This window comes from Wolbachia endosymbiont (group A) of Lypha dubia (assembly GCF_964028575.1).
Taxonomy (GTDB): Bacteria; Pseudomonadota; Alphaproteobacteria; order Rickettsiales; family Anaplasmataceae; genus Wolbachia; species Wolbachia pipientis.
The window spans coordinates 14,783-39,277 of record NZ_OZ034796.1 but is presented as its reverse complement, the minus strand read 5'-3'; the positions used below and the strand labels follow the sequence as shown (position 1 = coordinate 39,277).

The window sequence follows — 24,495 nt, the reverse complement described above, 5'->3', positions numbered from 1 at the left end:
ATTCATCCTATTTGGGAAAATTTAGACATATTTTAAAGTTTTTTTTAGAGTATCTAAGCTTATTGTTATTATAATGATCCGATTAGGTCTGGTAGTATTGTGTTATGGAAGATAAATTGCTTGAATCAGTAAAAAACAAAAGTTATTTCAGTAAAGCAGTCGAATGGTACTGCCATAGGTATCTGTTTTGTGTAGCAGAAAGATCTTGGATGGCATTAATAGTATCGCTTCTCCTAGTATGCTTATGTTTATTAACATTAAACATATACCTGTTATTTCCTATTAAAAAAGATTTAAATTTTGTGAAGTATATGAACCACACAGAAGATGAGTTCTCTGCAATGCATAAGCTTAGTTTCAGTAAAAAGGAAGATGAATACACTTCCACAGCGAGGTACTTAATAAGTAAATACATTGAAATATACGAGTCCATTAAGATCGTTGAACCGAAGTACCAAGAAAATTTTATAAGAAACAATTCTATACATAAAATCTATCAAGGCTTTCAGGAAAAAACGAATAATGAAGCTGGTAATTTGTCTTTATCTAAAAGAAAAATCGCCAACATAAATGTAATAACATTATCTATTGATCGATCGACCAAGGACTTAGTTACATTTGCTGGAAATGCTACTGTAGTTTTTACAACCGAGCAAAATAAGGAGGATACTGTGGAGATTAGCTTCACTTTGTCGAATATAAAAGCAACTCTGGCTGGTATAATACCATTTAAATTTATTGTTAATGGTTATAAATACAGATTTTAAAATATTACTTGGTAGCTAAAAAAAATAACCAAAGTGCACATAGCAGTAATAACTGGAGGTAAAACTAGAAGAATTGGTGTTTTTTTAATAAAGTAATTCTGAGAAGGTTTTAAGAAAAAGGCATTGTAAATTATCGGTAAAAAGTACAGAGCGTTGAGTATAGTACTAACAATTAACACTAGAGTTACAAACACAGAAAGTATTACATTGCCAGAGTTGAAAACAGCTTGAAAAATGAGAAATTTACCCCAAAAAGTCGGAGCAGGCGGCACCCCTATCATAGACAATGCACCTATAGCAAATGCTGTCATGCTAATTGGCATACTGCGTCCTATACCGTAAATCTTATCTATATATTTCTCACCTGCTCTCGTTATTATTGCTCCGGCAACGAAAAACAAAGTGATTTTTGCAAATGCGTGGCAAACTAATTGAAAAATTGCAACCCTCATGCTGAGATCACTAAAAATTGAAGCGAATAATATAATATACGACAATTGAGAGATGGTAGAGTAAGCAAGCAACTTCTTTAATTCTTTTTGCTTTAGTGCAATCAATGATGCAGTAATAATAGTAAATCCAGCAGCGTACGGAAGCCACCCTCCAGCAAACCAATTTTGCTGCACAAAACGTTGCATGTTATCGACGCCGAAAGTGTATAATATAACTTTTATGATGATGAAAACTCCGGATTTCACAACAGCAACAGCGTGCAGTAGTGCACTCACAGGAGTTGGTGCAACCATTGCTTTTGGTAACCAAAAATGCATTGGCATTAATGCAGCTTTTCCTATTCCGTAAATCAGCATAGCAAAACACACTGCAATGAAAGTGATGAGTGAAGTATCAAATTTGAATATTCCACCGCTTACAAAGTCTAAAGTATGAAATTCATGATATAAAAGGCCTATTGCAGGAAAAAATAATACCAAAGAAGAGAAAAATAGCACGCCAAAGTAATAGCGTCCTGCAATCATTGATTCATTTGTTGAGTTGTAAGTAACCAGAGGGTATGTACTAATAGTTAGAAGCTCATAAAAGACAAATGTAGTGAGCAAGTCTCCAGAAAAAGCAATAAACATTGCACAGCCAATCGATATTGAAAAAAAGCATAGAAAACTTGAGTGATTGCTATCAGCATAGTTATTCTGCATATAACATATTGCATATATACTGGTCAGCACCCATAAAAACGATATTAATAAACTGAATATTACTCCGGTAGACTCTAGCTTTAAACTAATGTGCAAATTATTACCAAAATCCATGAGAATAAATTGAGAATGATCACCATATACCCAATATAAAGTGCACAGACACGTATACGTAAACAGAAGTACAGAAGAAGTGACAGTAATACTATTGTTCACTCCGGGCCATTTACCAGTAAAAAAAATAACTAACGCACTTAAAAGTGGAATCAACGCAGTAATTAATAAATAATTCTCAGTAATTGAAAATGGTAAGGAAAGAGACGTTAAAACACAGTCCATTAAATAATTCATCTTTTTGTTTAGGTAAAGCTAGAATTATACTAAAATCATAGAAAAACCGCTATGTTTTTTTGGCAAACTAGTCGTTTGTGTATGCTATAGCTATACTGCGATTCATTCCACAACTGTACGAACATTTGTTTTTGTTAAACACAACAAAGATGTCATCCCAGTGCCCTGACTACTTGGATCCAGAAAACTTAATTTCAACTAAGTGGCTGCATAATAAAGGCTGGATTCCAGTGCCAAGCACTGGAATGACAGCAATCTACGTCATACCACCACGAACCGTCATACCGCGATTCATTCGCGGTATCTCATCCGCTAACTAGTAGCGGGATGACGAGCTTATCGTCATGCCACCGCGAACCGTCATACCGCCGCGGTATCTCAGCATAGATTCCGCTAACTAGTAGCGGAATGACGGTTTTTCAAATTGTCGTAAGTCAGTTTAGCTATATAGATAGCACAAAGTCAACTGCATAAATTGAAAATATCTGCTAGACGCAAATTACAACAAATGCAGTAGCGTAATCTCCATCGTCACTTAAAGAAAGATGAATTTTGGAGATAAAATCCTTGCTAACGGTAAGATATGGCTTGCCTCTTACATCATTGTATATTTCTATATCTTTCATTGTAATACCCTGACCACTACCTCGTGCTTTAACAAAAGCTTCTTTTGCTGCAAAGCGTTTAGCAAAATACCTTGCTCGCATTTCTTGACTATTATACTTTCTACTTAGCTCTATTTCCTTTTCAGTGTAGATTCTATTGAGAAATTTTTCCCCGTATTTTTGTAATATTCTCAATATTCTTGGTATATATACTATGTCAGTGCCGATACCGTGTATCATTTTGCGCTAAAGTGATTTATTGCTTCCTCAATCTGCATTTCCTTTACCTCTCCAGTTGCTCTATTTTTTACTTCAACTATATTTTCACTTACTGCTTTCTTTCCGACAATTATTTGCCACGGCAAGCCTATCAGATCCATTCTAGAAAATTTTACTCCTACACTCCCTTCCGTATCATCGTAAAGCACTTCATCGCTTTTCAAAGCTTTGTATATTTTATCTGCAGCCTCCGTTACTTTCGTTTGTAAATTGATTAAACCAATTCTGAAAGGAGCCACCGATTCTGGCCAGATAATTCCTTTATCATCATGAAAAGCTTCTATTATTGCACCAACAAGCCTTGAAACCCCAATGCCATACGAACCCATATGTATATTGACATTTTTTCCATCTTGAGAAGTAACACTTGCCTTCATAGGCTTTGAATATTTGTCGCCAAAATAAAAAATATGCCCTATTTCAATACCTTTACTAACATTTAACTGCTCTTGTGATATAGGGCAAGTCTCAGGATCATGCATATCATCTGCAACTGCGTATATACTCTTTAAACTTTCAATATCTTCACTCTCTAGTAGTTCAGAAAATTTATTGTCATAATATAAAGTGCTCTCACCAGTGTTTGCCAATATATGAAACTCGTGGCTCAAATTTCCTCCAATTGGCCCCGTATCAGCTCGAACTCCAATTGGAGTAAATCCCATGCGTTTGAAGATTTTTATGTAAGTTTTGTACATCAAATTATATGAATTCAGTGCACCTTCGTAATCTACATCAAAACTGTATGCATCCTTCATCAAAAATTCCCTGCCCCTCATAACACCATAACGTGGTCTTACCTCATCACGGAATTTCCATTGAATTTGGTATAAACAAAGTGGCAAATCTTTGTAACTTTTTACCACATCTCTAATTAAATCAGTTGCTATCTCCTCATGCGTTGGACCAAAAAGCATATCTTCCTCATGCCTATCCTTTATGCGTAGCATTTCCTTACCGTAATCATCGTAACGCCCTGATTCTCGCCAAAGACTTGCTGGTTGCACACAAGGCATTAATGCTTCAATAGCACCGGATTTGTTCATTTCATCTCTGATAATATCTTCAATATTCTTAAGCACTAAGAGACCAAGTGGTAACCACGTATAGATGCCAGATGCTATCTGCTTTATTAAACCTGCACGCAAAGAATATTGATGGGAGATAATTTTAGCATGGGCAGGCTTTTCCTTTAGAGTTGGCAGGTAATATTTGGATAAGCGCATATAATAGATCTGATTGTATTAAGTAATCTTAATACAATCAGACCTGTAGGTAAACTTATTTTGAAAAGGAAGGGAAGTGCATGGCTGACCATTTCATAGTTATCATAGTCCTTGTACAACATTTTCCTTTTGGCATCGCAACGCTTTTCCACCAAACTGTGCTATGCGATCCTCAACAGAAAGAGGAGGTGAATCTTGCACCTCATTATCCACTGAGTCAACATTATTTACTTGTGGTGAATCAACACACGAACTTGGCGGTACCGGTGACTCCTCTGTTTCTTGTTCAGGATGTATCGGAGATGTGGCTCTAGATCCTATACCACTGTCAAGACCCCCGCTTCCTTCTTCCTTGCTTGATGGGGAATTTGTGTGTTTTGTCTGCTCCTCTTTTTCCTGCTCTATCTCTTTCTGTGTGTCTTTGCTTTCATCTGTAGTCCAATCTGAATCGCTAATAGAATCAGAATGCTCACTTTCACTATCTGAGAGTTGCATGACTGCTGCTCTCTCCTTAAGTCTCTTTGTCCAATCTGAATCATTATCATCCGACTTCTTTCTCTCTGCTTGCTCCCTATCTATTCTTGCAGCAAACTCTTCTGGTGTTTCTTTTTTGTCAGTGCCCCCACTACTTTCTAATTTTGCTTTCAATTCATTTGTAAAATTTTGTTGCTGCCCACTCTTTTTAACGTAGTACCTCCTCTTATCTGTTCAAACAGAGTAGAATGATTATTATTCTCAGGTTCACCAGCCTTCTTCGGTGCATCATTCTTAGGTTGCTCCGTACGCTTGGAAGCTGTAAAAAAATGCGGAGGCGGAGGTGGTAGTGCAGCATCTTGTGGCAATGGAGGAGGTGGTGGCGGTGGTACACTGACACTTGGATTTGGTTGTGTACCCAATGTTACTGGAGGTGATTGAGGAGTAGGTACATTTGATTTATTCTCCAGATTAGTACAATTTTTACACACAAATTTTTGTGGTTCTTGAGATGGAGTATGGCCGAATTTCTGTCCATTAAGACCTACTTCTTTCTTATTATCATCTCTAGAAATAGCCAGTTTAACAAGATATGTCACTGAAATAAGTGCAACAACCGTAGAAACAGCAAAAATTGCTAAAGGAACTGCTGCAATAGGACCAGAACCAGAAACTGCTATAATAACATAAGGAAGATATTGACCAGATATGAAACTAAATATAGATAATAATGAAACAGCAATTAAAGGTTTCCATATAGTCTGCTTAGTTTTAGTAAGCTCCTGACTATCTTTTAGCAATGAAGAATTATTGGATATCATCATTTCTTTGCCTCACTTGTTAACGATAATTTAATAATAACCCAATTAATAATTTCTGTCAATAATTAATTATGAAAAACAAAGTTGCAATTTGAATAGATAAGCTATAAGTAATATACGACCAGCAATAGCCATACAATAGACTTCTTGTATAACCCACACTAAGTAGAAAAAAGGTGTCATCCAAGTAGCTGACACTGCTCTCCTTTGTCATTCCAGTGCTTGACACTGGTTTCCATCCAAAATGGTGTCATTCCAGTGCTTGACACTGGAATGACACCGAAGGGGCTACTGCCGTCTTGGATGGAAACCAGTGTCAGAACTAGTTAACCATGGGGCTTCTTTTGCCTTTTTTTCCATTTGGTAAATTTCTTAAATATTTATGGCTAACATGAAGCTAAGTACGAACTTTGTTAAACATAACAAATGGTGCCATTCCAGTGCTCCTTTTTTTGTCATCCCAGTGCTTGACACTGGGATCCAGTTTTCCATATAATCTCATCGAAAATGTTGTAACCACTTTCTGTGCTAGTTTGCTTGCTTACAAGCAAACTTTCCTGGATCCCAGTGTCTGGGCACTGGGATGACATCATAGGGACACTGGGATTACACCCTGACAATCGTCATCCAGCTACTTGTTAGCGGCTAAGAGATACCGCGAATGAATCGCGGTATGACGGTTCGTGGCGGCATGACGATAACCTCGTCTCACTGCCATTAAGTTAAGGAAAAAAGATAGATTTTATGGGATAATGATGTATACCAATAAGTTTAAAGGTAGTATGAGTAAAAAAGGCAGTAATAAAATTTATTCAAAATGAATTGGCAAGTCTAGAATTTATAGAATCCCATAAATCATCTTCAAAAGATTTTATGAGAAAGAGGAAGTTATCTTTTATTGACATATTTATCTTAATTTTAAGAAAAAGTGTAAAGTCGCTGCAAGTAATACTAAACGAATTTATTTTATATAGGAAAAAAGACTATACCGTTACTGCTAGTGCTTTTAGTCAAGCAAGAAAAAAAATGAAACACAGTGCATTTTCAGAAATTAACGAAGGTGTGGTTTCCTTGTACTACCAAGACCAAAAATTTAAAACTTGTTTTGGCTTTAGAGTGTGAGCTCTTGATGCCTCCAAAATCATTTTACCAACAAGCGTTGAAATAAAAAATGAATTTGGCTCAAGAAAAATACGTAACCAAAAACCAAAAGATTTAGGTGATTATGCAAGTGCAACCTTTGCGGTTTGTTAAGATGTGCTAAATAATGTTGCCATAAGGTCAGTGTTAGATAGAGGTAACACTCATGAAATTAACTTAGCAGATGAAATGCTTAAAGTTGTAAATACTAATGACTTACTGATTTGTATATTTATCTTATAAATTTCTTTCTAGCCTTACAAAAAGAAAAATTGCTTATGTCATTCGATGTCCCAGATCATCTTTTAATGAAGTGAATGCTATGTTTGAAGAAAAAAGCCCATCTAGTGTTGAGGTTACCATATGTGCTCAGCGTAAGATAAAACAAGAAAATAGTGGAATAACGCTTCAAAGTGGTACTGCCATCTGGTGAAATTGAAGTGTTAGCTACATCATTAATGGATGAACAAAAGTTTCAAACTGGAGGATTTAAGGAGTTATATTTTTTACGCTGGGGAGTTGAGACATTTTTTGCAAAACTCAAAGGAAGACTAAGTCTAGAAAATTTTACAGGAAAAAGTGTTGAGTCTGTTAAACAGGATTTTTGGTCAGCTATCATTATTAGCAACCTAGAAAGTGTTATGACAGAAGATGTAGAAGAAGCGTTGAATATGGACTTAACCGATGATAAGCTTAAGAGGAGCATTAACAAATCTGTCTCATTTAACGCGATCAAAAACTTGGCTTTCGACATTTTTGCTACGGAATCAGATACTGACTGCATTATGGATCAATTATCAAAGCTATTTTTGATGAACACTTTGGCGGTAAGAAAGGGAAGGAAAGTTGATCGTCATAAGGTACCTTATCTTCGTTCGTTCAATTACCAAAAAAGGGTTAGAAAACACATATTTTGACTAGAGGTAGTATTCATATCTTCTGATAATAACTGGGTAGCTTATTGCCATAGCTCCTGTAAAATGACTTCTAAACAAACTGTTTCTTAAGTAATTTACACTTCAGAGTTTATCTGCTTTAAAGTTTACTCTATTCTGTTTCAGCATTTGTCATAAATCCTTAATTATTTCTGACTTTTTAGTTCAGTTTTTAACCATTCTTTCCTTAACTTAATGGCAGTGAACCTCGTCATCCCGCTACTTGTTAGCGGGATCTCTTGTTAGCGGCTGAGATACCGCGAATGAATCGCGGTATGACGGTTCGCGGCGGTATGGACGTAGGAAAACCTTTCTTGGGTCAGCTATAGAGACTCTCATCTTTAGCGAGCTTCAAGGTAATTGGTTGCTATTTGCGAAAATATTCGCATAATTTAAGTAACATTACTTAATAAAAATTAACTATGGAGCTTAATAAGATTGCAGCATCGATTTTACTTTCTGGGCTAATCATTATGATAGTTAGTAATGTAGTTGATATGCTTTACAGTCCAGAAGAATATAAGATTGAACACCAAACGATAGTAGCTGCTGGCAGCAATGAGTTCCAGCAAAAAATCGAGCAAGTGGCGCTTGATATTGGAGCGCTCATGCAGAATGCTAGCTTTGAGAAAGGTAAATCAGCAGCAAAAAAATGTATAGCCTGCCATAGTTTTGAGAAAGGTGGAATGAATAAAGTAGGACCAAACTTATGGAACATAGTTGGAAATAAAAAGGCCCATCTTGGTAACTCATTCAATTACTCAAAAGCAGTGCTTGAAAGAGGTGGAAAATGGGGGTATGAGGAGCTATTTGCCTTTTTAAAGAACCCAAAAGCCTATATAAAAGGTACACGTATGGCATTTGCAGGTATTTCCAATCCACAAGAAATTGCAGATCTAGTTAGTTATTTGCATCAATTGAGTGATAGCCCGGTTGCTTTGCCAAAGTAGTATGGATTATTGTAAATTGTTTGATGGAAATAATGGTCACATAGCATATCGAAAGCTACAAGGAAAGAAAGCTTCTGTAGTTTTTTTCGGTGGATTTGCATCCAATATGGATGGAACTAAAGCAACTGCTATTTACAAATTTTGCCAAGAAAATGACGTAGCACTTGTGCTATTTGATTATTTTGGTCACGGTCATTCAAGTGGTAATTTTATTGATTACACGATAAGTGATTGGCAAAAAAATTGTGCTAAAGTAATGAGTGAATTAACTAGCGATAAACAAATAATTATAGGTTCAAGTATGGGAGGATGGCTGATGTTGCTCACTGCCCTTCAATTTCCAGAAAAAATTGCAGCACTAATTGGTATATCGTCTGCTCCCGATTTTACTGAAGATTTGATATTCAAGCAATTGTCAGGCAAGCAAAAAGAAGAACTAGATTCTAAAGGTGTAATAGATTTTACTTCAGAGCATTGTACATACAAAATAACTAAAAATTTGATCGAAGATGGCAGAAAGAACCTTCTTTTAAACAAAAAGACAATAGATATAAACTGTCCTGTGCGCTTGCTGCATAGCATTAATGATAAAGATGTTCCTTATCAAACTTCATTGAATTTAGCTGAAAAAATTAAGTCAACCGATGTTGAAGTACACTTAATAAAATCAGCAGAGCACAATATGTCTGACAATCATTCACTGGAAGTTTTATTTAAGACCATTAGAGAATTTTGTAACCAGACTGCATTCTGTGATTTTTAGCAAAACACGATTTTTCATTTGAGCTTTCTTCAACTTAAAATAAATACAGAAAATTGCTGCCTATAGCTAAACTGACTTAGATTTACCGACAATTTGAAAAACCGTCATCCCGCTACGTGTTAGCGGCTGAGATACCGCGGCGGTATGACGGTTCGCACCATCACACTTTGGAACCTTACAGATATTGAGCAAATCCAATAATATCCTTGATTTCTTTTATATTATGGGTTGCAATTTCTGCTGCTTTCTTTGTGCCTTTTTTTAATATTTCATGTAAATGGAATTGGTCTTTTAAAAGATCATTCATTTTCTCACGTATGGGTGATATAACACTGATAATTAAATCAGCTAACTCTTTTTTGAAGTGCTTCATGTCATGTTTGTTCACTTCTTCACATACTTTTTCTGCATTTACATTACTAAGCACTGAATAAATGTTTATCAAATTGCTTATTTCTGGTCGGCACTTTAAAGTAGCAAAGCCTAGAATTGAATCTGTTTTTGCTTTTTCTATTTTTTTGACAATTAAGTCATCCGTATCATCAAGGTGAATGCACGAATGTTCTGAAGGATCAGATTTACTCATCTTGCTTGTGCCATCCCTTAAGCTCATTATCCTTGATGTGCAATCCAAAGTTAAGATTTCAGGTACGATGAAATAATCCAGCTTATAATGATTGTTAAAAGCTGATGCAATATCACGTGCAAGCTCCAAATGCTGTTTTTGATCATCACCAACAGGAACGTATTTAGTTTGATACAACAATATATCTGCAGCCATAAGTACTGGATAACTATATAATCCAAGAGAGGCTTTTTGTTTATCGCTGCCAGCTTTATCTTTAAATTGAGTCATGCGATTAAGCCAACCAATTGGTGTATAGCATCCAAGCAGCCAGCCCAGTTCTGCATGACCACTAACTGTGGACTGACTAAAAATAATGGACTTTTCTGTATCTATTCCGCATGCAATATAAGCTGCTGCTGTTTTGAAAATATTACTTTTTAATTCACTTGCGGGAAGCTTATTTGCTGTGATTGCGTGTAGGTCGACAATACAAAAAAGAGATTTGTATTTATCCTGTAAGTCTATCCACTGTTTGATTGCACCAAGATAATTACCTAAATGTAGTACGCCACTTGGCTGGATACCTGAAAAGACAATACTTGTCATTATACATTTACCTCATGCTAATCGCTTCCACAATCAGCAGATTTCTTAGAAAGAATAACCATTGCAGGACGGAGCAACCTATTTTTGATAGTATAACCAGTTTGTAGTACTTCTACAATGGTGCCAGGCTTTTTTTCATTGTCTTCTCTTTCCACAACAGCTTGGTGTAAATTACTATCAAAAAGCTCACCAAGTGGATCTACTTCCTCTATTCCATGTTTTTTTAGATCATTTATAATTTTTTGATAAGCTACTTTAATCCCCTCATGAACAGGATCACCGTCTTTCAAAATTTCCATTACTCTTTTTAAATTGTCGCACGAGTCGATCATATCACGTGCAAGTTTTGTGACTGCGTAGTCACTTGCATCGCTAATTTGCTTTTGCATTATACGTTTGACGTTTTCATTATCTGCAACAGCACGGCGTAAATGATCTTCAAGCTGAGCTGCACGTTCTCTTAATGTATTGAGATCTTCATTTAAATCATCAGTTTGCTTATGGTTATCACTTTGTTGGTCGTCACCTTTCTGCCTACTTACCATATCAGCAAACTTCTTCTTTTTCTCCTTACTGCTATCTGACATATCATTACCCTTAAGAATCTAATAAATATATAACAATTAATCTGAAAATATCAAGCGCCAGCTACATTCGTCTTTCTATGCTCGCATTTAAAAAGTTAATTAAAGTAGTTTTATAAAAAGAATCAGAAAAAGTACTAATATCATTTTGTGCCATATTAATGTAGTGTCTAGCTTTTTCCATAGAAAGCTGAATGGCATTATGGTGATTAATATAGTGTAATGCTTGGTCAAAATTGTGTCTAGCTGAAGAAAAGCATTTTTCCCAGAATTTTTGCTCTGCTGGACTGCCCTTTTCGTATGCTATAATAGCAGGTAAGGTGACTTTACCTTCGAAAAAGTCTTTTCCGACTTGCTTTCCAGAAGTGCCTTGATTAGCAGTATAATCGAGCATATCATCAACTATTTGAAATGCCATACCAAAATTAAAACCAAAATTCTTTAGCCTCTCTGTTTCGTCATTTGTTGCACCAGATACTGTTGATGCAGCTTCACAGCATGCAGAAAATAAAGATGCTGTCTTTTCTCCAATGATATCAAAATAATTTTCCCTGACTGTGTGGGGGTCAAAGCGTGCTGTCATCTGCTTTATTTCACCCTTCACAAGTAAATGCGATGCTTTAGATAAAATAGAGAGAATATTTAAATTTCCACACTCTATAAGCCATCTAAATGCTAGAGTCAACAATAGATCACCAACTAAAATGCTTGATTTATTTCCCCAAATCTTATTCGCTGTTTTAACTCCATGGCGTGCCTCACTTTCATCGAGCACATCATCATGAAGTAAAGTAGCATTGTGTATAAACTCTACCGATGCAGCAACGTTGATCCTATTCTCCCCAGAATAGTTTAGCATTTTACATATAATAAAAACTAGTTTAGGCCTTATTTTTTTTCCACCTGACCTAACAAGATGAGATATAATATCAGTAGCAAGCTTAGCATCTTCATCATTGACATTTTTGAAGACAAAGTCATTCATAGCTGACAAATCAGAAGATACAATATCGTCTAATTTATCGCTGTTTGTTAAATCAGTATTTAGCATTTTAAGAGACTTATGCCTCTTGCCCTTGTGCTTTCTCGTTCTCTACTTTCTTCTTTTCTGTTTTCTTTGGTTCTGTTTCTAAAGTTACTATGCCTTTTTTGATAAACCACAGTACTCTTTCAGTTGCCTGCGCGCCTACACTTAGCCAATGTTTTAATCTATCAGCTTTCACCACAACACGATTTTTATTGTCTTTTGGTAACATTGGATCATATTGTCCTATTTTCTCAATAAAACGCCCATCTCTTGGTGCTCGTGAATCAGCTACAACTATCCTATAAAAAGGGCGTTTCTTTGCGCCAAACCTCGCCAACCTTATTTTAACTGCCATGTTAACCTTTATTCATATATTAGCCACAATTTTATACAATGAGCCGTTTTAAGTCAAATGAATTATACAACTTTTGCACCTTATAATATAATTACCAATAATGTAGGGCAGTGCCGGGCGCACAGCTATACGAACATTCATTTTTGAAGGTAAATTGCACAGCAAATGGTGTCATTCCAGTGCTTGACACTGGAATCCAGCCTTTTTTTAATCATTAAAACGTTGTATTTTAACATAAAACGGCTACTTTTATGCTTACCAACTTAATAAAATTCCTGGATCCCAGTGTCTGGGCACTGGGATGACATCCTTTCTAGTGAAGATTGCTCTCAAATCGAAATGTTCGTACAGTTGTGTGTCTGGGCACTGGATGCGTTTGAAGCAACTTATAAGATTTTTGACTATATATCATCAAGTATAGCGTGATTAACTTCGACTTTATACTTTGATTCCAGATAGCTAATTAATTGCTCTTTTAGCGATATCATCACACGTTTTCCAGTGTCAAGCATGTTTAATTTGCCATTTGATGAATGCATTTCTTTTAGAACACCTATTATAATTTCATTATTGTATTGAATAGGATCTGTCACTGAACCAGTTGTTTTCATATTGAAAATCTCTTCTACAAAAGAAAAGGGGTAGTTTTGTTGATCCACTTTATTGCGGTGCATCTGCTGACCTTTAACTAATTCCACACCTTGAATTTCTTCCAAATCTGTTTTTTCTCTTAGTTGAACTGCAACCTCTTGCCCGAATTTAAACATTCTTTCTTTTATAAACTCACTACGCCAAAGCTCTACCGCTAATGCCCTGCCTTCTTCAAAACTTTGTGATTTAGGTGGAACGATATCGATGATTTTTACACTAACAACAGCGTCCCCAACGCCCTTAAAATAACCTTTCTGATCCTTTTCTCGCGAAAAAATGAAAGAAATCAAATCACCAGAATCTCCTACGTTATTACCGCTTTGATCTTTTCCACTCGCATCTACTGGACCAATAGTTTGTATAGGTAAATTATATTCACTCAATATTTCTTCAATTTCTGAACCATTGTATATCTTATAGTTCACTTGGTTTATGAAATCATTGACTCTTTCAAAAGACTTTTGGTTAGTTAGAACTGACTTTATGTCTTTTTTTAAATCAACTAAGTCTTCATCAGAGATTTGATGCGCACTTTCCACTTTTACTATGTGCCAACCAAAACTGCTTGCTAAAACTTCACTTACTTCACCTACTTTAAGAGCAAATACCTTCTCTCTCACGTCTTCTGGTAAAAAATCCTTAGTTATATTATTTACTCTAGTTTCCTCAAGTTTTGCTTTGCCAAACTCTTCTACTATCTGTTCAAAGCTTGTTTTACCCTCCTCAAATGCTCTTCTTGCTGTCTCAGCTTCTTCTTTGGTAGAAAATATTGCATTGAATATATCTCTTTGATTTTTAAGTTCTTGTTGTTCTATTATACCATCAACTTCTTCATCTGAGATCTTGATTTGATCTTCAAAATACTTTTGGCCTAGGGAAATATATTGCGCAGTTCGATACTCAGGATAATAAAAATGGGATTTATTTCTTTCGTACAAATCAAGTAAGGCTTGATCATCTGGTTCAGGAATGTTTGTAACTGCATCTTCAGTTATTTTAACAATATCAACTACTCTAGTTTGGTAGCGACTTTTGTATATCTGCTCATCAATTTTCTCGCCAAAAGTTACTGGATAATTATCTTTAAATAATGAAGTCATGAACATCATTGCAGGCAGGACTTTCTCTAGCTTTGCTATATACTCTTTCTCTGTCATATGCAGGTCATTTAGCGTTTCATAGAATTTATTTTTGTCAAATTCACCTTTATCATTTTGAAAGTATTTGGTGTTTTTAATATGGTTTTTTATAGATTCTTCTCCAACTGTCAACCCCAGCTCACTAGTTAGGTTAAACAATAGTTTTTGCTCTATAAGTGCGTTAAGCAAATCATATTTCAGCTTTTTTACTTGTTCTCTACTCGCATCAGATCCAGAAATTTGTTTTCCATAATTTTGATATAGCGACTTATACTCATCTGACGTTATAACTTCTTTTCCAACCCTAGCTACCTCTTCTTTTTCATCATCACCTGATAAAAGGTTGCCAACTCCCACAAAGATTAACAAGCAAGCTAAAAGGACAACGGTTATTTTAGTGAAAAAATTTTTAACATTCATTTTAAACTCAGTTAATTAATGGTTAATTATAGAATAGTGATAATTTAATACTTGTAAACCTGTTGCTTTATTAGATAATATATATAATATATTAACTTAAAATTTAACTCTCTAATCTTAAATAGGAACATATGTTTAACTGAGTTATACTATACCTTAGGAAGGGGAAATATTTTGTTTGAAATATGCTTAAAGGTAAGCGCATTTAATTAACTTAAGAGGTGGGAAGTGACAAACAAAAAGTTATTGAATGACAAAATTAATGCTTTTTTAGTTTTAATAGTTTATATTTTAGCTCTGTATAACAGTAAGGGATACTTTAAATGGGAGATGCTTTTTTGATGTCAATGGAATCTTCTAAGGGCAATAACGATAGAAATAAACAGTTTCTAGTGCAAATAGCTGCTTGGTTAGTAGACAACACTGGTTTAACTTTTAATCAAATAGCACAATGTTGCAGATTGGCCCTTGAAGAAGTACAAGACATAGCTGATGAGGAAATAGAAGTAGAAAAATATAACCCTATTATTTCTGGAATAATTACTGAAAAAGAAATCGATGATTGCAAAAAAAATCCAAATCGTGTACCAAATTTGATTATAAAAAATATAAAAAAAAGGAGTAAAGCGATTGGTAGCATTCTTGGCTTTGCCTCTACGGCAAGACGTAGAGATAAACCTGATGCGATTTATTATTTAGTAAAAAAATTTCCTATCTTGGACAATAACGTTATAGCTAAATTAATTAGTACAACAAATTACACAGTTGAGCAGGTAAGAGATGGATCTCATCATAACATGCAAAATATAAAACCCCAAGATCCTGTACTACTCGGCTTATGTAGTCAAGAAAATTTAGAAGCAGAAGTGGAAAAAGCAAAAGTAGAAGAGGAGAAGCAAGAAAGGTTAAAAAAATATAAAGAATAGCTATTGAAAATCCTCAAATTTTTGTGTTTTGTTAACATTAAATTAACTTGACTTGCTAGTGTTTATTAGTATAATGTAAGTAAAGTACGGGGTTTAATGATAATTAAGCTTAATACGCACTGAAACTAACTCAGCCTAATTTATTATCTTATAGTCACATTTTAGGTTAGTAAGCATCAATTAAAATTTTTGGAGGATTATGACAACAATCAATGAAGATGTTTTGGCAAAAGGAAAGGTTACAGCTCAACCTGAAAAAAGTGAGCAAATTTACAATAACGATACAGTAAAACAGATGGTCAATGAAGGTACTGAGAAAAACAGAAAAACATTAGATCTGAGCGAATTAAAAGAGAAAACAGCAGAAGAATTGTTAGAGTTAGCTGAAGAAAGAAAAATTTCAACTAACGGTAAAAGCAATGGTAGAATGCTAAAGCAGGAAATAATATTCAGCTTAATGAAAAAAATGAGTGAAGAAGGAGGCATAACCACAGGGAGTGGAATAGTGGAAATATTGCCTGATGGTTTTGGTTTCTTACGTTCAGCAAGTGCAAATTATGCCCCAAGTACCGATGATGTTTATATTTCTAACGGGCAAATAAAGAAGTTTAATTTACGTACAGGAGATATGGCATATGGAGAAATAAGGCCACCTGGTGATAAAGAGAGATATTTTACTTTAACTAAGGTTCAAAGTATAAACTCTACTGAAGTAAGTGAATTAAGAAAGTACGTCCATTTTGATAATTTGCTTCCTCTTTATCCTGAGGAAAGCATAGTACTTGAGTGTAATAATGGTGATGATAAAAAAGGCTTAAGCATGCGTGCTATAGATATAGTAGCTCCTCTTGGAAAAGGTCAAAGAGCGTTAGTAGTTGCTCCACCTCGCACAGGAAAAACAGTATTGCTTCAGCAAATGGCTAACTCTATAGCTATAAATCACCCTGAAGTAGAATTAATAGTGTTACTTATAGATGAAAGACCTGAAGAAGTAACAGATATGATACGTTCTGTAAAAGGTGAGGTAGTAAGTTCTACATTCGATGAGCCTGCTTACCGTCACGTACAGCTTGCTGAAATAGTAATAGAAAAAGCTAAAAGAATGGTTGAGCATAAAAAAGATGTGGTAATTCTACTTGACAATATTACTAGACTTGCACGTGCTTATAATGCGGTTATTCCTTCGTCTGGGAAAGTTCTAACTGGTGGTGTAGATTCAAACGCACTGCAGAGACCAAAACGCTTTTTTGGAGCAGCTCGTAATATTGAGAATGGGGGTTCTTTAACTATAATCGCCACAGCTCTTATAGAGACTGGTTCAAAAATGGATGAAGTTATTTTTGAAGAGTTTAAAGGTACAGGAAATGCTGAGATCATACTTGATAGAAAACTTTCTGATAAACGTATATTTCCAGCTATTGATATTACAAAATCCGGAACAAGGAAGGAAGAGCTATTAGTTGATAAGGCTATACTAAATAAAATATGGGTGGTGCGTAGGATACTCAATCCTATGGGACCCGTTGAAGCAATGGAATTTTTACGTGACAAACTACTTTTAACAAAGAGCAATGCTGACTTTTTTAACTCCATGAATCACTAAAAGTAAGCCAGTTATGATGGATATGCTGAGCAAAAAGTAAAACGCTCTTATAGCTAAAATAATTTGGATTTACCAAAATATATTTATAGTTAAGTTGGCAATTTACCTTAAGTTAGCGCGTGACACTGGAATGACACCCTTGGTGGCAGACAGCTAAAGGAAAATATCAACTAGGTTTATAATCTATCACTACCGTGTTTGCAATTTTGTCGTGAAAAGCTTGTTTATGTTCATCACCTACTGCACATACTAAAACTAAGATTAGTATAGCTAAGAATAAAATGGGATTACAAAGTGATATGCAATAAATTATAAAAAGAGCTATAGTCCTTTTCATTGCTTGCATTGTATAGTACTTCCCAAAGTAAATGATAAAGGTATAATAAGCTATTTGAGTTATAATGGCGTATAGTGTGGATTTAAGGGAAAGGGCAGTATCGATGATAGAAAAAGGGAAGTCAAAGGTTGAGGTGGCAGAGCTTTTGGAGATAGGAATAGCAACTCTGTACCGCTGGTTAAGAAAGAAAGCCGCTGGTGAAAGCCTAAGGCCATCGAAAAACGGCAGCTTTATTCGAAAAATAGACCCAAAAATACTCGAAGAATATGTTAAAAAGAATCCAGATCATACGCTGGCAGAGATGAAACAAAATCTTGGATTTGGAATAAATTCAATTTGGTATAGGCTGAAACAGCTAAGAATTACTTTAAAAAAAAGTTACACTATATCAAGAGCGCAATCAAGAAGATAGGCAGCGATTTACCGATAAAATCTCAAAAATAGACCATTCCAGCATCTTATATATAGATGAAGCAGGAGTTGATAATAGGTTATACCGAGAGTATGGACGTGCTCCAATAGGAAAGAAAATTTATGCAGATATTCCAGGAAGAAAACGAGAGAGAATCAGTATAATAGGCGGGTGGATTGGAAAGAGATTTATTGCACCAATGACTTTCAAAGGTGGGTGTGACAAAGAGGTATTCAATACATGGTTAGAGAAGATGTTATTACCTAAATTGCCACATGGTACTACAATAGTTATGGACAATGCCACATTCCATAAAACTCCCAAAACAAAGGAGTTAATAGATAATGCTAGATGCCGTTTGCTCTATCTACCAACATATTCACCAGATTTGAACCCTATAGAGCATTGTTGGAATACCATCAAAAGCCGCCTCAGACCTTTAATGCATAAATATACAGACTTACAACTTTTGGTTGGTAATACCATAATGGAAATTTATCATTCATTTTAGAAAATACTATAGTGATTGACTCAAATGTATCTTTGTCTTTTACACGCATGCTAAATAACAAGTGTCCTGGAGTGCCGCCAAATTTTACTAGCATGAATATATGAAATATACATGGTATCATTAAAAATAAAGAAAATACAATCGTGGTGATTACAATTATTGCACCCATGATCCCTTGTATTGCGTGTGTAAGTGAGAAACCCACCGCCATTAAACCAAATGGTATTGCGATAAATAAAATACAATCAACTATAAATGCTAGAGTACGTCTTGTCATCGTTGAGTAGTTTACTTTTTTATCCATGTACTACCTATAAAGAAAAATATCAACTAGATTTATAGTCTATCACTACTGTTTTTGCAATTTTATCGTAAAAAGTCTGTTTGCGTTGATCAAATACTGCAAACAAAAATAAAATTAGCACAATTAAAAGATATAGAAAAGTATAACCATGATAATGCAGATGAAGCAAAAAGCGAAAAATAATCCAGATGCTTCCCTTAGAAATACATCTTATTGTTGCTTGCATAAGGGTAACATTTGTAAATGTATTAGCATCTTTAATATGCATACCACACAATAGTTTTCCTGGGGTACCACCAAGTTTTGTTACCATTAATATTTTGGATATTGTTAGTACTAATGTTGCGACCACTGTAGAAACTATAAATGGTATTTCTGTTGCTAGTTGTGCAAGTTCCTGAAAAGAGTCTTTATCTTTATCTTGATCTTGTAATGATACGATGAATACACCATAGATAAAACCGAAGATAAAATGAGGGGAAAATATGATGAGGTCAAGTATTTCTGCTACAATACGCCTTGTAAATCCTACATAATTTACTTTAACATTTATTTCAGTATTCATAACCCCACCTATATTTCATAATATCATCATATGATATAAAAATACGTTATTAAATAACCGTAAATATACTAACTTGGGTAATATTAGCTACTTGTGCCACTCTATTATTTAAATTAATATTAAATCATTTATAACTAGGGAAGTTATGTCAACACTAATCACAGTTGCATATGGCGACGGTATCGGACCAGAAATCATGGAAGCGGTGCTGTCGATATTGCGCGAAGCAGAAGCGGAAATCTCAATAGATATTATTGAAATAGGGGAGCGTGTTTACAGTAAAGAATGGTCTCACGGAATTTCTCCAAGTGGTTGGGAATCAATTGAAAGGACAAAAATATTATTAAAATCTCCGACAACAACTCCTCAAGGTAAAGGGCACAAAAGCTTAAACGTTGCACTCAGAAAAAATCTAGGGTTGTATGCAAATATCAGACCATGCATTTCATATCATCCTGTTATAGAAAATAAATTCGATAAGTTTGATATCGTAGTGATACGTGAAAATGAAGAGGACGTTTACACCGGAATAGAGCATAGGCTCACTGGTGACTCTTACCAATGCACTAAAATTATTACTAGATCTGGCTCAGAGAAGATATGCAGGTACGCTTTTGAATATGCAAAAAAACACAACAGAAAAAAAGTAACTTGCCTGACTAAAGATAACATCATGAAAATGACTGACGGAACTTTCCATGCCGCGTTTGATCGCATTGCAAAGGAATACCCAGATATAAAGGCAGAACATTATATAGTTGATATTGGAATGGCGCGTGTTGCAACAGAACCGGAGAATTTTGATGTTATAGTAACCGAGAACTTATATGGCGACATATTATCAGATATAGTCGCACAAACCTCTGGATCTGTGGGGCTTGCCGGAAGTAGCAACATCGGGAATGAATACGCAATGTTTGAAGCAGTGCACGGTTCTGCCCCTGATATTGCAGGAAAAAACATAGCCAATCCTTCTGGTCTTTTAAATGCTGCAGTGCATATGCTAATTTACATAGGTCAAGTGGGTACTGCAAAACTAATCTACGATGCATGGCTCAAGACTTTGGAGGATGGAATACACACTGCCGATTTATATAAGGAGAAAAGAAGTAAACAGAAAGTTGGTACCAAAGAATTTGCAGAAGCTGTTATAGATAATTTAGGAAAGAAACCTGCTGAGCTTATAATTGGCAGTGGTTCGGATAGTAAAATAAATTTGGATAGTAAAATAAATAAAGTACAAGACAATTACGAACAAGATTACAAAGTTAAAAAGCTAGTGGGTAGTGATATAACTCTCGCTTGGGACAAATCCAGTAATGTTGATCAAATAGTAGGATTATTTGAATCAAGTAATCTGCAAATGATAGCAATATACTCAAAAGGACTTGCGATTTGGCCAGGAAACTCAAAACCTTCAAGTGACCAAATAACCTATAGGTTTATCGCAAATAATGAAAAGCAAGCTATTACAAATAGTGATGTAAATAACTTGCTAATCAAACTCGAAGAACACAATTTTGACGTGGTGAGAATGGACAAATTGTATTTGTATGATGGGAAAGAGGGGTTTTTCTCTTAATGATCGTTTGACATTCTTATGATTGCATAAAACATTTAAATAGATTATACTAGAGATATAATTTATTTATGTGAGATGTAGTAATGGGTCAACATTTTAAGTTAACTGGTCAGGAGTTTTGTGATAATGCTGATCTGTTCAACGTATTGGAAATAGAAGCTAAGCAAGTTATAGGTAAGGATCATCAAGAGCTTAGTAGCGTTTTAAAAAAACAATATAGAAAATTGATTCTTGTACACCACCCTGATAAAGGTGGAAATGAAGAAAGATTTAAAAATCTTGACAAAGCTTATAAAGAATTAAATGCATATATTGAACCTTTAAAGTCAGGGGACCCTTGTGTTAAAATTAGCGTTGATGCTGAAAGTGATGGGCATTTAACAGCGCGTGAATTCCATTATAGGAAGAAATTATTTGAAAAATTGAATATCACTGAAGAGGAAGTTAGAGGAAGGAATTTTGCTGAGCTTGCTTCTATACTTGAAAAAAAAAGCAGCTCGCTAATACAGGATCTGCAACACCAAAATAAATTAATCCATTATATAAATTCTTGGCCAAGATATAGCTCACTTTTCGATGATAAAGTCAAAGAGCTGAGAAATGAGCTTGACGAACACTTGCTTAAACCTAACATACAATTATTTAGTTATATCGCCCCTTTAACAAAGAATGGAAGTTTAATAAGGGAAGACAAACAAGCGCTAATGCAAAAGTTTATAAAGCGTAGAGACGATTTGCTATCTAGTACTTTAAAGAAAAAAGTAAAGTATTTACTTTTTTTAGCTTTTGCTGAAGCAATTTATTGCTATTGTTTCTTGCCTACTTGGTTAATTGCCAGTGATACCTTGATGTGTTTATGCTTGCCACTAGTAGCATTAAATCTTATTATGACAGAGATTTTATCTGCTTTAACACAACATTACGAAAAAAAATACAAAAACTCTGAAATTTCTACTGATCAATATGTAAATAGAATAAATTGTATTTACTTATGCTATAAGCTTTTTGTTTTTTACCCTTTGCCTGTCTTTTTTACTTCTTTAATGATAGAGGGTTTTATCTCTGGCAGTTTTTATGTTGATGTGACAATATTTGGTACTTTGTCATTGTTAGTACTGCTAGCTACTGAGATATTTAGTCCTACATTTTCAAAGGCTTGTGAAATATACACTGAAAAACACATGAAAGATTTACTTGAGGAAGATCTAAGAGATAGAGTGCAAAAGGAAACTGATCTGTTAGGACGGTATGATCCACGAAGGCTATTAATGCCAATAATTATGCCTCTTGTTAGAAAGTGTTTTACAGAGGTGGCAAGCGAATTTGCTGAGAGGAATTTCGATGAAGTGAACACTAATATGTCTGATGTTAACACTGAACAGCCACCTAGACCTCAAGCGGTTGAATTTGCATAGTAGAATATTACGGTATAGTATAAACTTTTAGCTCTATGCATGGACTCAAAAAAAGTAGAACTAATATTTGAAAAGTTTCAACAATCAAATCCTGCGCCAAAAATAGAGCTAAATTATACCAATCATTTTACGTTACTGGTTGCGATAGTTTTATCAGCGCGGACAACTGATGTAAGCGTTAATAAAATTACAAGAGAACTATTTAATATCGCTGATACGCCAGAAAAAATGCTGAGCTTTGGGCAGAGTGAGCTGAAAAAATGCATAAGCAGTATTGGTTTATATAATTCCAAAGCAAAAAATATAATCGGGCTTAGTAAAATATTGGTAGAACGATACAACAGCAAAGTACCTACTAATTTTGATGATTTGGTGTCTTTGCCTGGAGTGGGGAGAAAGAGCGCTAATGTGTTCTTAAATTCAGGGCTTGGCATTCCAACATTGGCAGTTGATACTCACGTTTTTAGAGTGAGCAATAGAATTGGGCTTGTGAAAGAAAAAGATGTGTTTAAAACAGAGCAATCTCTTTTAAATGTGGTTCCCAAAAAATACCTGCTTTATGCTCATCATTGGCTAGTTTTGCATGGTAGATATGTTTGCAAAGCACAGAAACCTTCGTGTGAAACGTGCATAATTCATGATTTATGTGAATTTGAGTGCAAAAGGTATAAAGTCTAGTATTTCTTCTTTTGTCATCCAAGTAGCTATAGAAACGAAAAAACTTACTTGACACATTTTGCTGGAATGATACAAGATACCGTTTTTATTGTCAACAAATTATTTAGCTAAAAAGAATAAAAAATAACAAAAAGTTTTAATTTAGGCTGATACCTTCTATAAATTAGTGTAACTGTGTATAAGTACTTTCAGTTTGTGTGGCGTACTTATACACAGTTACACCAATTTTTTACTGTGCCTTCTTATTTTATGAGAATTGTTTTACAAAGTTACTAAGCAACTCTGTTAAAGTCAATGTGAGAGGCAGTGCATCAGTTATACGTTCAGCGAATCTATCTCTTATAAAACAAGCAGCAATTTTGAGTAACCAGGTAATAAAGATACTCAAAAACATCTAAAGTTTAGTACAAATGACAAAATATATTCTCTCAATTGATGGTGGTGGAATAAGAGGAATTATTCCAGCAATGATATTATCCAGAATAGAGCAAAAAACGGGTAAACCTATTTCTCAAATTTTTGATTTATTGGTGGGTACTTCAACTGGTGCTACTATTGTAGCAGGACTATGTAAAAAAGATAGCAAAGGAAAGCTACAATATTCAGCTGATGACTTGGTTAATCTTTATCAGGAGTACGGACCTTATATTTTTAAGTCTTCATTTCTAAGAAGATCAATATTTTCTTGGATTAACGGTGCACAATACCCCAGTAAAAATATTGAGTATGTACTTCATAAATATTTTGGCGATGATATCCTTAAAAACACTTTAAGTAATGTGTTGATTACGAGTTACGATATTCACAATAACTGCCCATTTTTCTTCAAAAGCTGGAAAGAGGATAGAAATTTTATTAAATTAAGGGATGTATTGAGAGCAGCAACTGCAGCACCTACTTACTTTGCACCTAAATATTTAAAAGTCAACCAAAAGGAAATGGTATTAATAGATGGAGGAGTTTTTGCCAATAATCCAGCAGCATGTAGCTATGCAAGCAGCAGAAAGCTATTTCCTAACGATGATGTAGTACTTCTTTCCATCGGTACTGGCAGATCGTCTCATTCCATTAAATACCTCAGATCGAAAAGATTTGGCAAAATATCCTGGATTAAGCCATTGATAAACGTAATGTTTGCCTCTGGACTAGATTGTGTAAATTATCAGTTAGACCAGATTATTAACAATAGCTATATCAGAATTCAATCGCAGCTAAAAGTAGCATCAACGGAGATGGACAATACAACATACGAAAATATCAAGTGTTTAAAAAAAGAAGCACAAACGATGATTGAATGTAATCAAAAAGCAATAGATAAATTCTGTACAGTAGTATCATAAACTTTAA

General features: G+C 34.8%; 24 protein-coding genes and 2 pseudogenes. 13 read left to right on the top strand and 13 right to left on the bottom strand.

What is annotated here, in order from left to right:
• Positions 1–104 precede the first annotated feature (104 nt).
• Positions 105–767 carry a hypothetical protein gene (locus tag ABWU72_RS00205; protein WP_010082435.1) on the top strand — a complete coding sequence of 221 codons (663 nt, stop codon included), beginning with the start codon at positions 105–107 and terminating at the stop codon, positions 765–767.
• On the opposite strand, the gene ABWU72_RS00200 is transcribed toward ABWU72_RS00205, so the two are convergent.
• A complete protein-coding gene (locus tag ABWU72_RS00200; protein WP_010962853.1) occupies positions 764–2,260 on the bottom strand; it encodes a proton-conducting transporter membrane subunit in 1,497 nt (498 codons plus the stop codon). The genes ABWU72_RS00205 and ABWU72_RS00200 overlap by 4 nt on opposite strands.
• Positions 2,261–2,349: 89 nt before the next feature.
• Here ABWU72_RS00200 and ABWU72_RS00195 point away from each other — a divergent pair, with 89 nt between their 5' ends.
• Positions 2,350–2,592: a WPE palindromic element domain-containing protein gene (locus ABWU72_RS00195; protein WP_174515723.1), complete on the top strand. Its 243-nt coding sequence runs from the start codon at positions 2,350–2,352 to the stop codon at positions 2,590–2,592.
• Between the two features lie 168 nt (positions 2,593–2,760).
• On the opposite strand, the gene ABWU72_RS00190 is transcribed toward ABWU72_RS00195, so the two are convergent.
• The 5 genes from ABWU72_RS00190 to ABWU72_RS00170 form a co-directional block, all read right to left on the bottom strand.
• Entirely contained in the window at positions 2,761–3,117 is a 357-nt protein-coding gene (locus ABWU72_RS00190; protein ID WP_151807997.1) for a holo-[acyl-carrier-protein] synthase, read from the bottom strand.
• The gene (proS, locus tag ABWU72_RS00185) at positions 3,114–4,382 is read right to left on the bottom strand and encodes a proline--tRNA ligase (protein ID WP_155969413.1); all 1,269 of its coding nucleotides are present in this window, start codon (positions 4,380–4,382) and stop codon (positions 3,114–3,116) included. Before proS ends, ABWU72_RS00190 begins: the two co-directional genes overlap by 4 nt.
• A gap of 102 nt (positions 4,383–4,484) precedes the next feature.
• Positions 4,485–5,030 carry a hypothetical protein gene (locus ABWU72_RS00180; RefSeq protein WP_155969411.1) on the bottom strand — a complete coding sequence of 182 codons (546 nt, stop codon included), beginning with the start codon at positions 5,028–5,030 and terminating at the stop codon, positions 4,485–4,487.
• A complete protein-coding gene (locus tag ABWU72_RS00175; RefSeq protein ID WP_174515724.1) occupies positions 5,027–5,680 on the bottom strand; it encodes a hypothetical protein in 654 nt (217 codons plus the stop codon). Before ABWU72_RS00175 ends, ABWU72_RS00180 begins: the two co-directional genes overlap by 4 nt.
• A 452-nt stretch (positions 5,681–6,132) precedes the next feature.
• Positions 6,133–6,297, bottom strand: a complete 165-nt coding sequence (locus ABWU72_RS00170; protein WP_162829040.1) for a hypothetical protein — start codon at positions 6,295–6,297, stop codon at positions 6,133–6,135.
• 181 nt (positions 6,298–6,478) lie between these two features.
• Between ABWU72_RS00170 and ABWU72_RS00165 the strand changes: the two are divergent.
• The 3 genes and pseudogenes from ABWU72_RS00165 (at position 6,479) to ABWU72_RS00155 (ending at position 9,465) form a co-directional block, all read left to right on the top strand.
• Positions 6,479–7,734, top strand: a pseudogene (locus tag ABWU72_RS00165) (IS4 family transposase).
• Between the two features lie 440 nt (positions 7,735–8,174).
• Positions 8,175–8,702 (top strand): c-type cytochrome, encoded by a 528-nt coding sequence (locus ABWU72_RS00160; RefSeq protein WP_010082469.1) that lies wholly within the window; start codon positions 8,175–8,177, stop codon positions 8,700–8,702.
• Between the two features lies 1 nt (position 8,703).
• The gene (locus tag ABWU72_RS00155) at positions 8,704–9,465 is read left to right on the top strand and encodes an alpha/beta hydrolase (protein ID WP_012673268.1); all 762 of its coding nucleotides are present in this window, start codon (positions 8,704–8,706) and stop codon (positions 9,463–9,465) included.
• A gap of 175 nt (positions 9,466–9,640) precedes the next feature.
• On the opposite strand, the gene trpS is transcribed toward ABWU72_RS00155, so the two are convergent.
• The 5 genes and pseudogenes from trpS to ABWU72_RS00130 form a co-directional block, all read right to left on the bottom strand.
• Entirely contained in the window at positions 9,641–10,639 is a 999-nt protein-coding gene (gene trpS, locus ABWU72_RS00150; protein ID WP_353283754.1) for a tryptophan--tRNA ligase, read from the bottom strand.
• A 17-nt stretch (positions 10,640–10,656) separates the two neighbouring features.
• Positions 10,657–11,226, bottom strand: coding sequence for a nucleotide exchange factor GrpE (locus ABWU72_RS00145; protein WP_155969407.1), 570 nt, complete (start codon positions 11,224–11,226; stop codon positions 10,657–10,659).
• Positions 11,227–11,287: 61 nt separating this feature from the next.
• The gene (locus tag ABWU72_RS00140) at positions 11,288–12,274 is read right to left on the bottom strand and encodes a polyprenyl synthetase family protein (RefSeq protein WP_010962840.1); all 987 of its coding nucleotides are present in this window, start codon (positions 12,272–12,274) and stop codon (positions 11,288–11,290) included.
• Positions 12,275–12,284: 10 nt separating this feature from the next.
• On the bottom strand, positions 12,285–12,605 hold the full coding sequence (gene rpsP / locus ABWU72_RS00135; protein WP_006279266.1) for a 30S ribosomal protein S16: 321 nt from the start codon (positions 12,603–12,605) through the stop codon (positions 12,285–12,287).
• A 401-nt stretch (positions 12,606–13,006) separates the two neighbouring features.
• Positions 13,007–14,818: pseudogene (locus ABWU72_RS00130) on the bottom strand (SurA N-terminal domain-containing protein); the annotation flags it as partial.
• A gap of 320 nt (positions 14,819–15,138) precedes the next feature.
• Here ABWU72_RS00130 and ABWU72_RS00125 point away from each other — a divergent pair.
• The 4 genes from ABWU72_RS00125 to ABWU72_RS00110 all read left to right on the top strand — a co-directional run bounded on the left by ABWU72_RS00125 (position 15,139) and on the right by ABWU72_RS00110 (position 18,604).
• A complete protein-coding gene (locus ABWU72_RS00125) occupies positions 15,139–15,741 on the top strand; it encodes a cell cycle transcriptional regulator TrcR (RefSeq protein WP_010082495.1) in 603 nt (200 codons plus the stop codon).
• Between the two features lie 199 nt (positions 15,742–15,940).
• The gene (gene rho / locus ABWU72_RS00120; RefSeq protein ID WP_007549497.1) at positions 15,941–17,344 is read left to right on the top strand and encodes a transcription termination factor Rho; all 1,404 of its coding nucleotides are present in this window, start codon (positions 15,941–15,943) and stop codon (positions 17,342–17,344) included.
• 401 nt (positions 17,345–17,745) lie between these two features.
• Entirely contained in the window at positions 17,746–18,093 is a 348-nt protein-coding gene (locus ABWU72_RS00115; protein ID WP_155968342.1) for an IS630 transposase-related protein, read from the top strand.
• 19 nt (positions 18,094–18,112) lie between these two features.
• Positions 18,113–18,604: an IS630 family transposase gene (locus ABWU72_RS00110; RefSeq protein ID WP_155968340.1), complete on the top strand. Its 492-nt coding sequence runs from the start codon at positions 18,113–18,115 to the stop codon at positions 18,602–18,604.
• On the opposite strand, the gene ABWU72_RS00105 is transcribed toward ABWU72_RS00110, so the two are convergent.
• Entirely contained in the window at positions 18,525–18,881 is a 357-nt protein-coding gene (locus ABWU72_RS00105; RefSeq protein WP_246484352.1) for an RDD family protein, read from the bottom strand. The genes ABWU72_RS00110 and ABWU72_RS00105 overlap by 80 nt on opposite strands.
• A gap of 49 nt (positions 18,882–18,930) precedes the next feature.
• Positions 18,931–19,473 carry an RDD family protein gene (locus ABWU72_RS00100; RefSeq protein WP_155969099.1) on the bottom strand — a complete coding sequence of 181 codons (543 nt, stop codon included), beginning with the start codon at positions 19,471–19,473 and terminating at the stop codon, positions 18,931–18,933.
• A gap of 145 nt (positions 19,474–19,618) precedes the next feature.
• Between ABWU72_RS00100 and icd the strand changes: the two genes are divergently transcribed.
• The 4 genes from icd (at position 19,619) to ABWU72_RS00080 (ending at position 24,488) form a co-directional block, all read left to right on the top strand.
• Entirely contained in the window at positions 19,619–21,055 is a 1,437-nt protein-coding gene (gene icd / locus ABWU72_RS00095; RefSeq protein WP_155969097.1) for an isocitrate dehydrogenase, read from the top strand.
• Positions 21,056–21,138: 83 nt separating this feature from the next.
• The gene (locus ABWU72_RS00090; RefSeq protein ID WP_353283753.1) at positions 21,139–22,470 is read left to right on the top strand and encodes a DnaJ domain-containing protein; all 1,332 of its coding nucleotides are present in this window, start codon (positions 21,139–21,141) and stop codon (positions 22,468–22,470) included.
• Positions 22,471–22,509: 39 nt separating this feature from the next.
• Complete coding sequence (gene nth, locus ABWU72_RS00085; RefSeq protein WP_006279797.1) at positions 22,510–23,148, top strand: endonuclease III; 639 nt, start codon at positions 22,510–22,512, stop codon at positions 23,146–23,148.
• Positions 23,149–23,558: 410 nt separating this feature from the next.
• Positions 23,559–24,488 carry a patatin-like phospholipase family protein gene (locus ABWU72_RS00080; protein WP_264735396.1) on the top strand — a complete coding sequence of 310 codons (930 nt, stop codon included), beginning with the start codon at positions 23,559–23,561 and terminating at the stop codon, positions 24,486–24,488.
• Positions 24,489–24,495 lie beyond the last annotated feature (7 nt).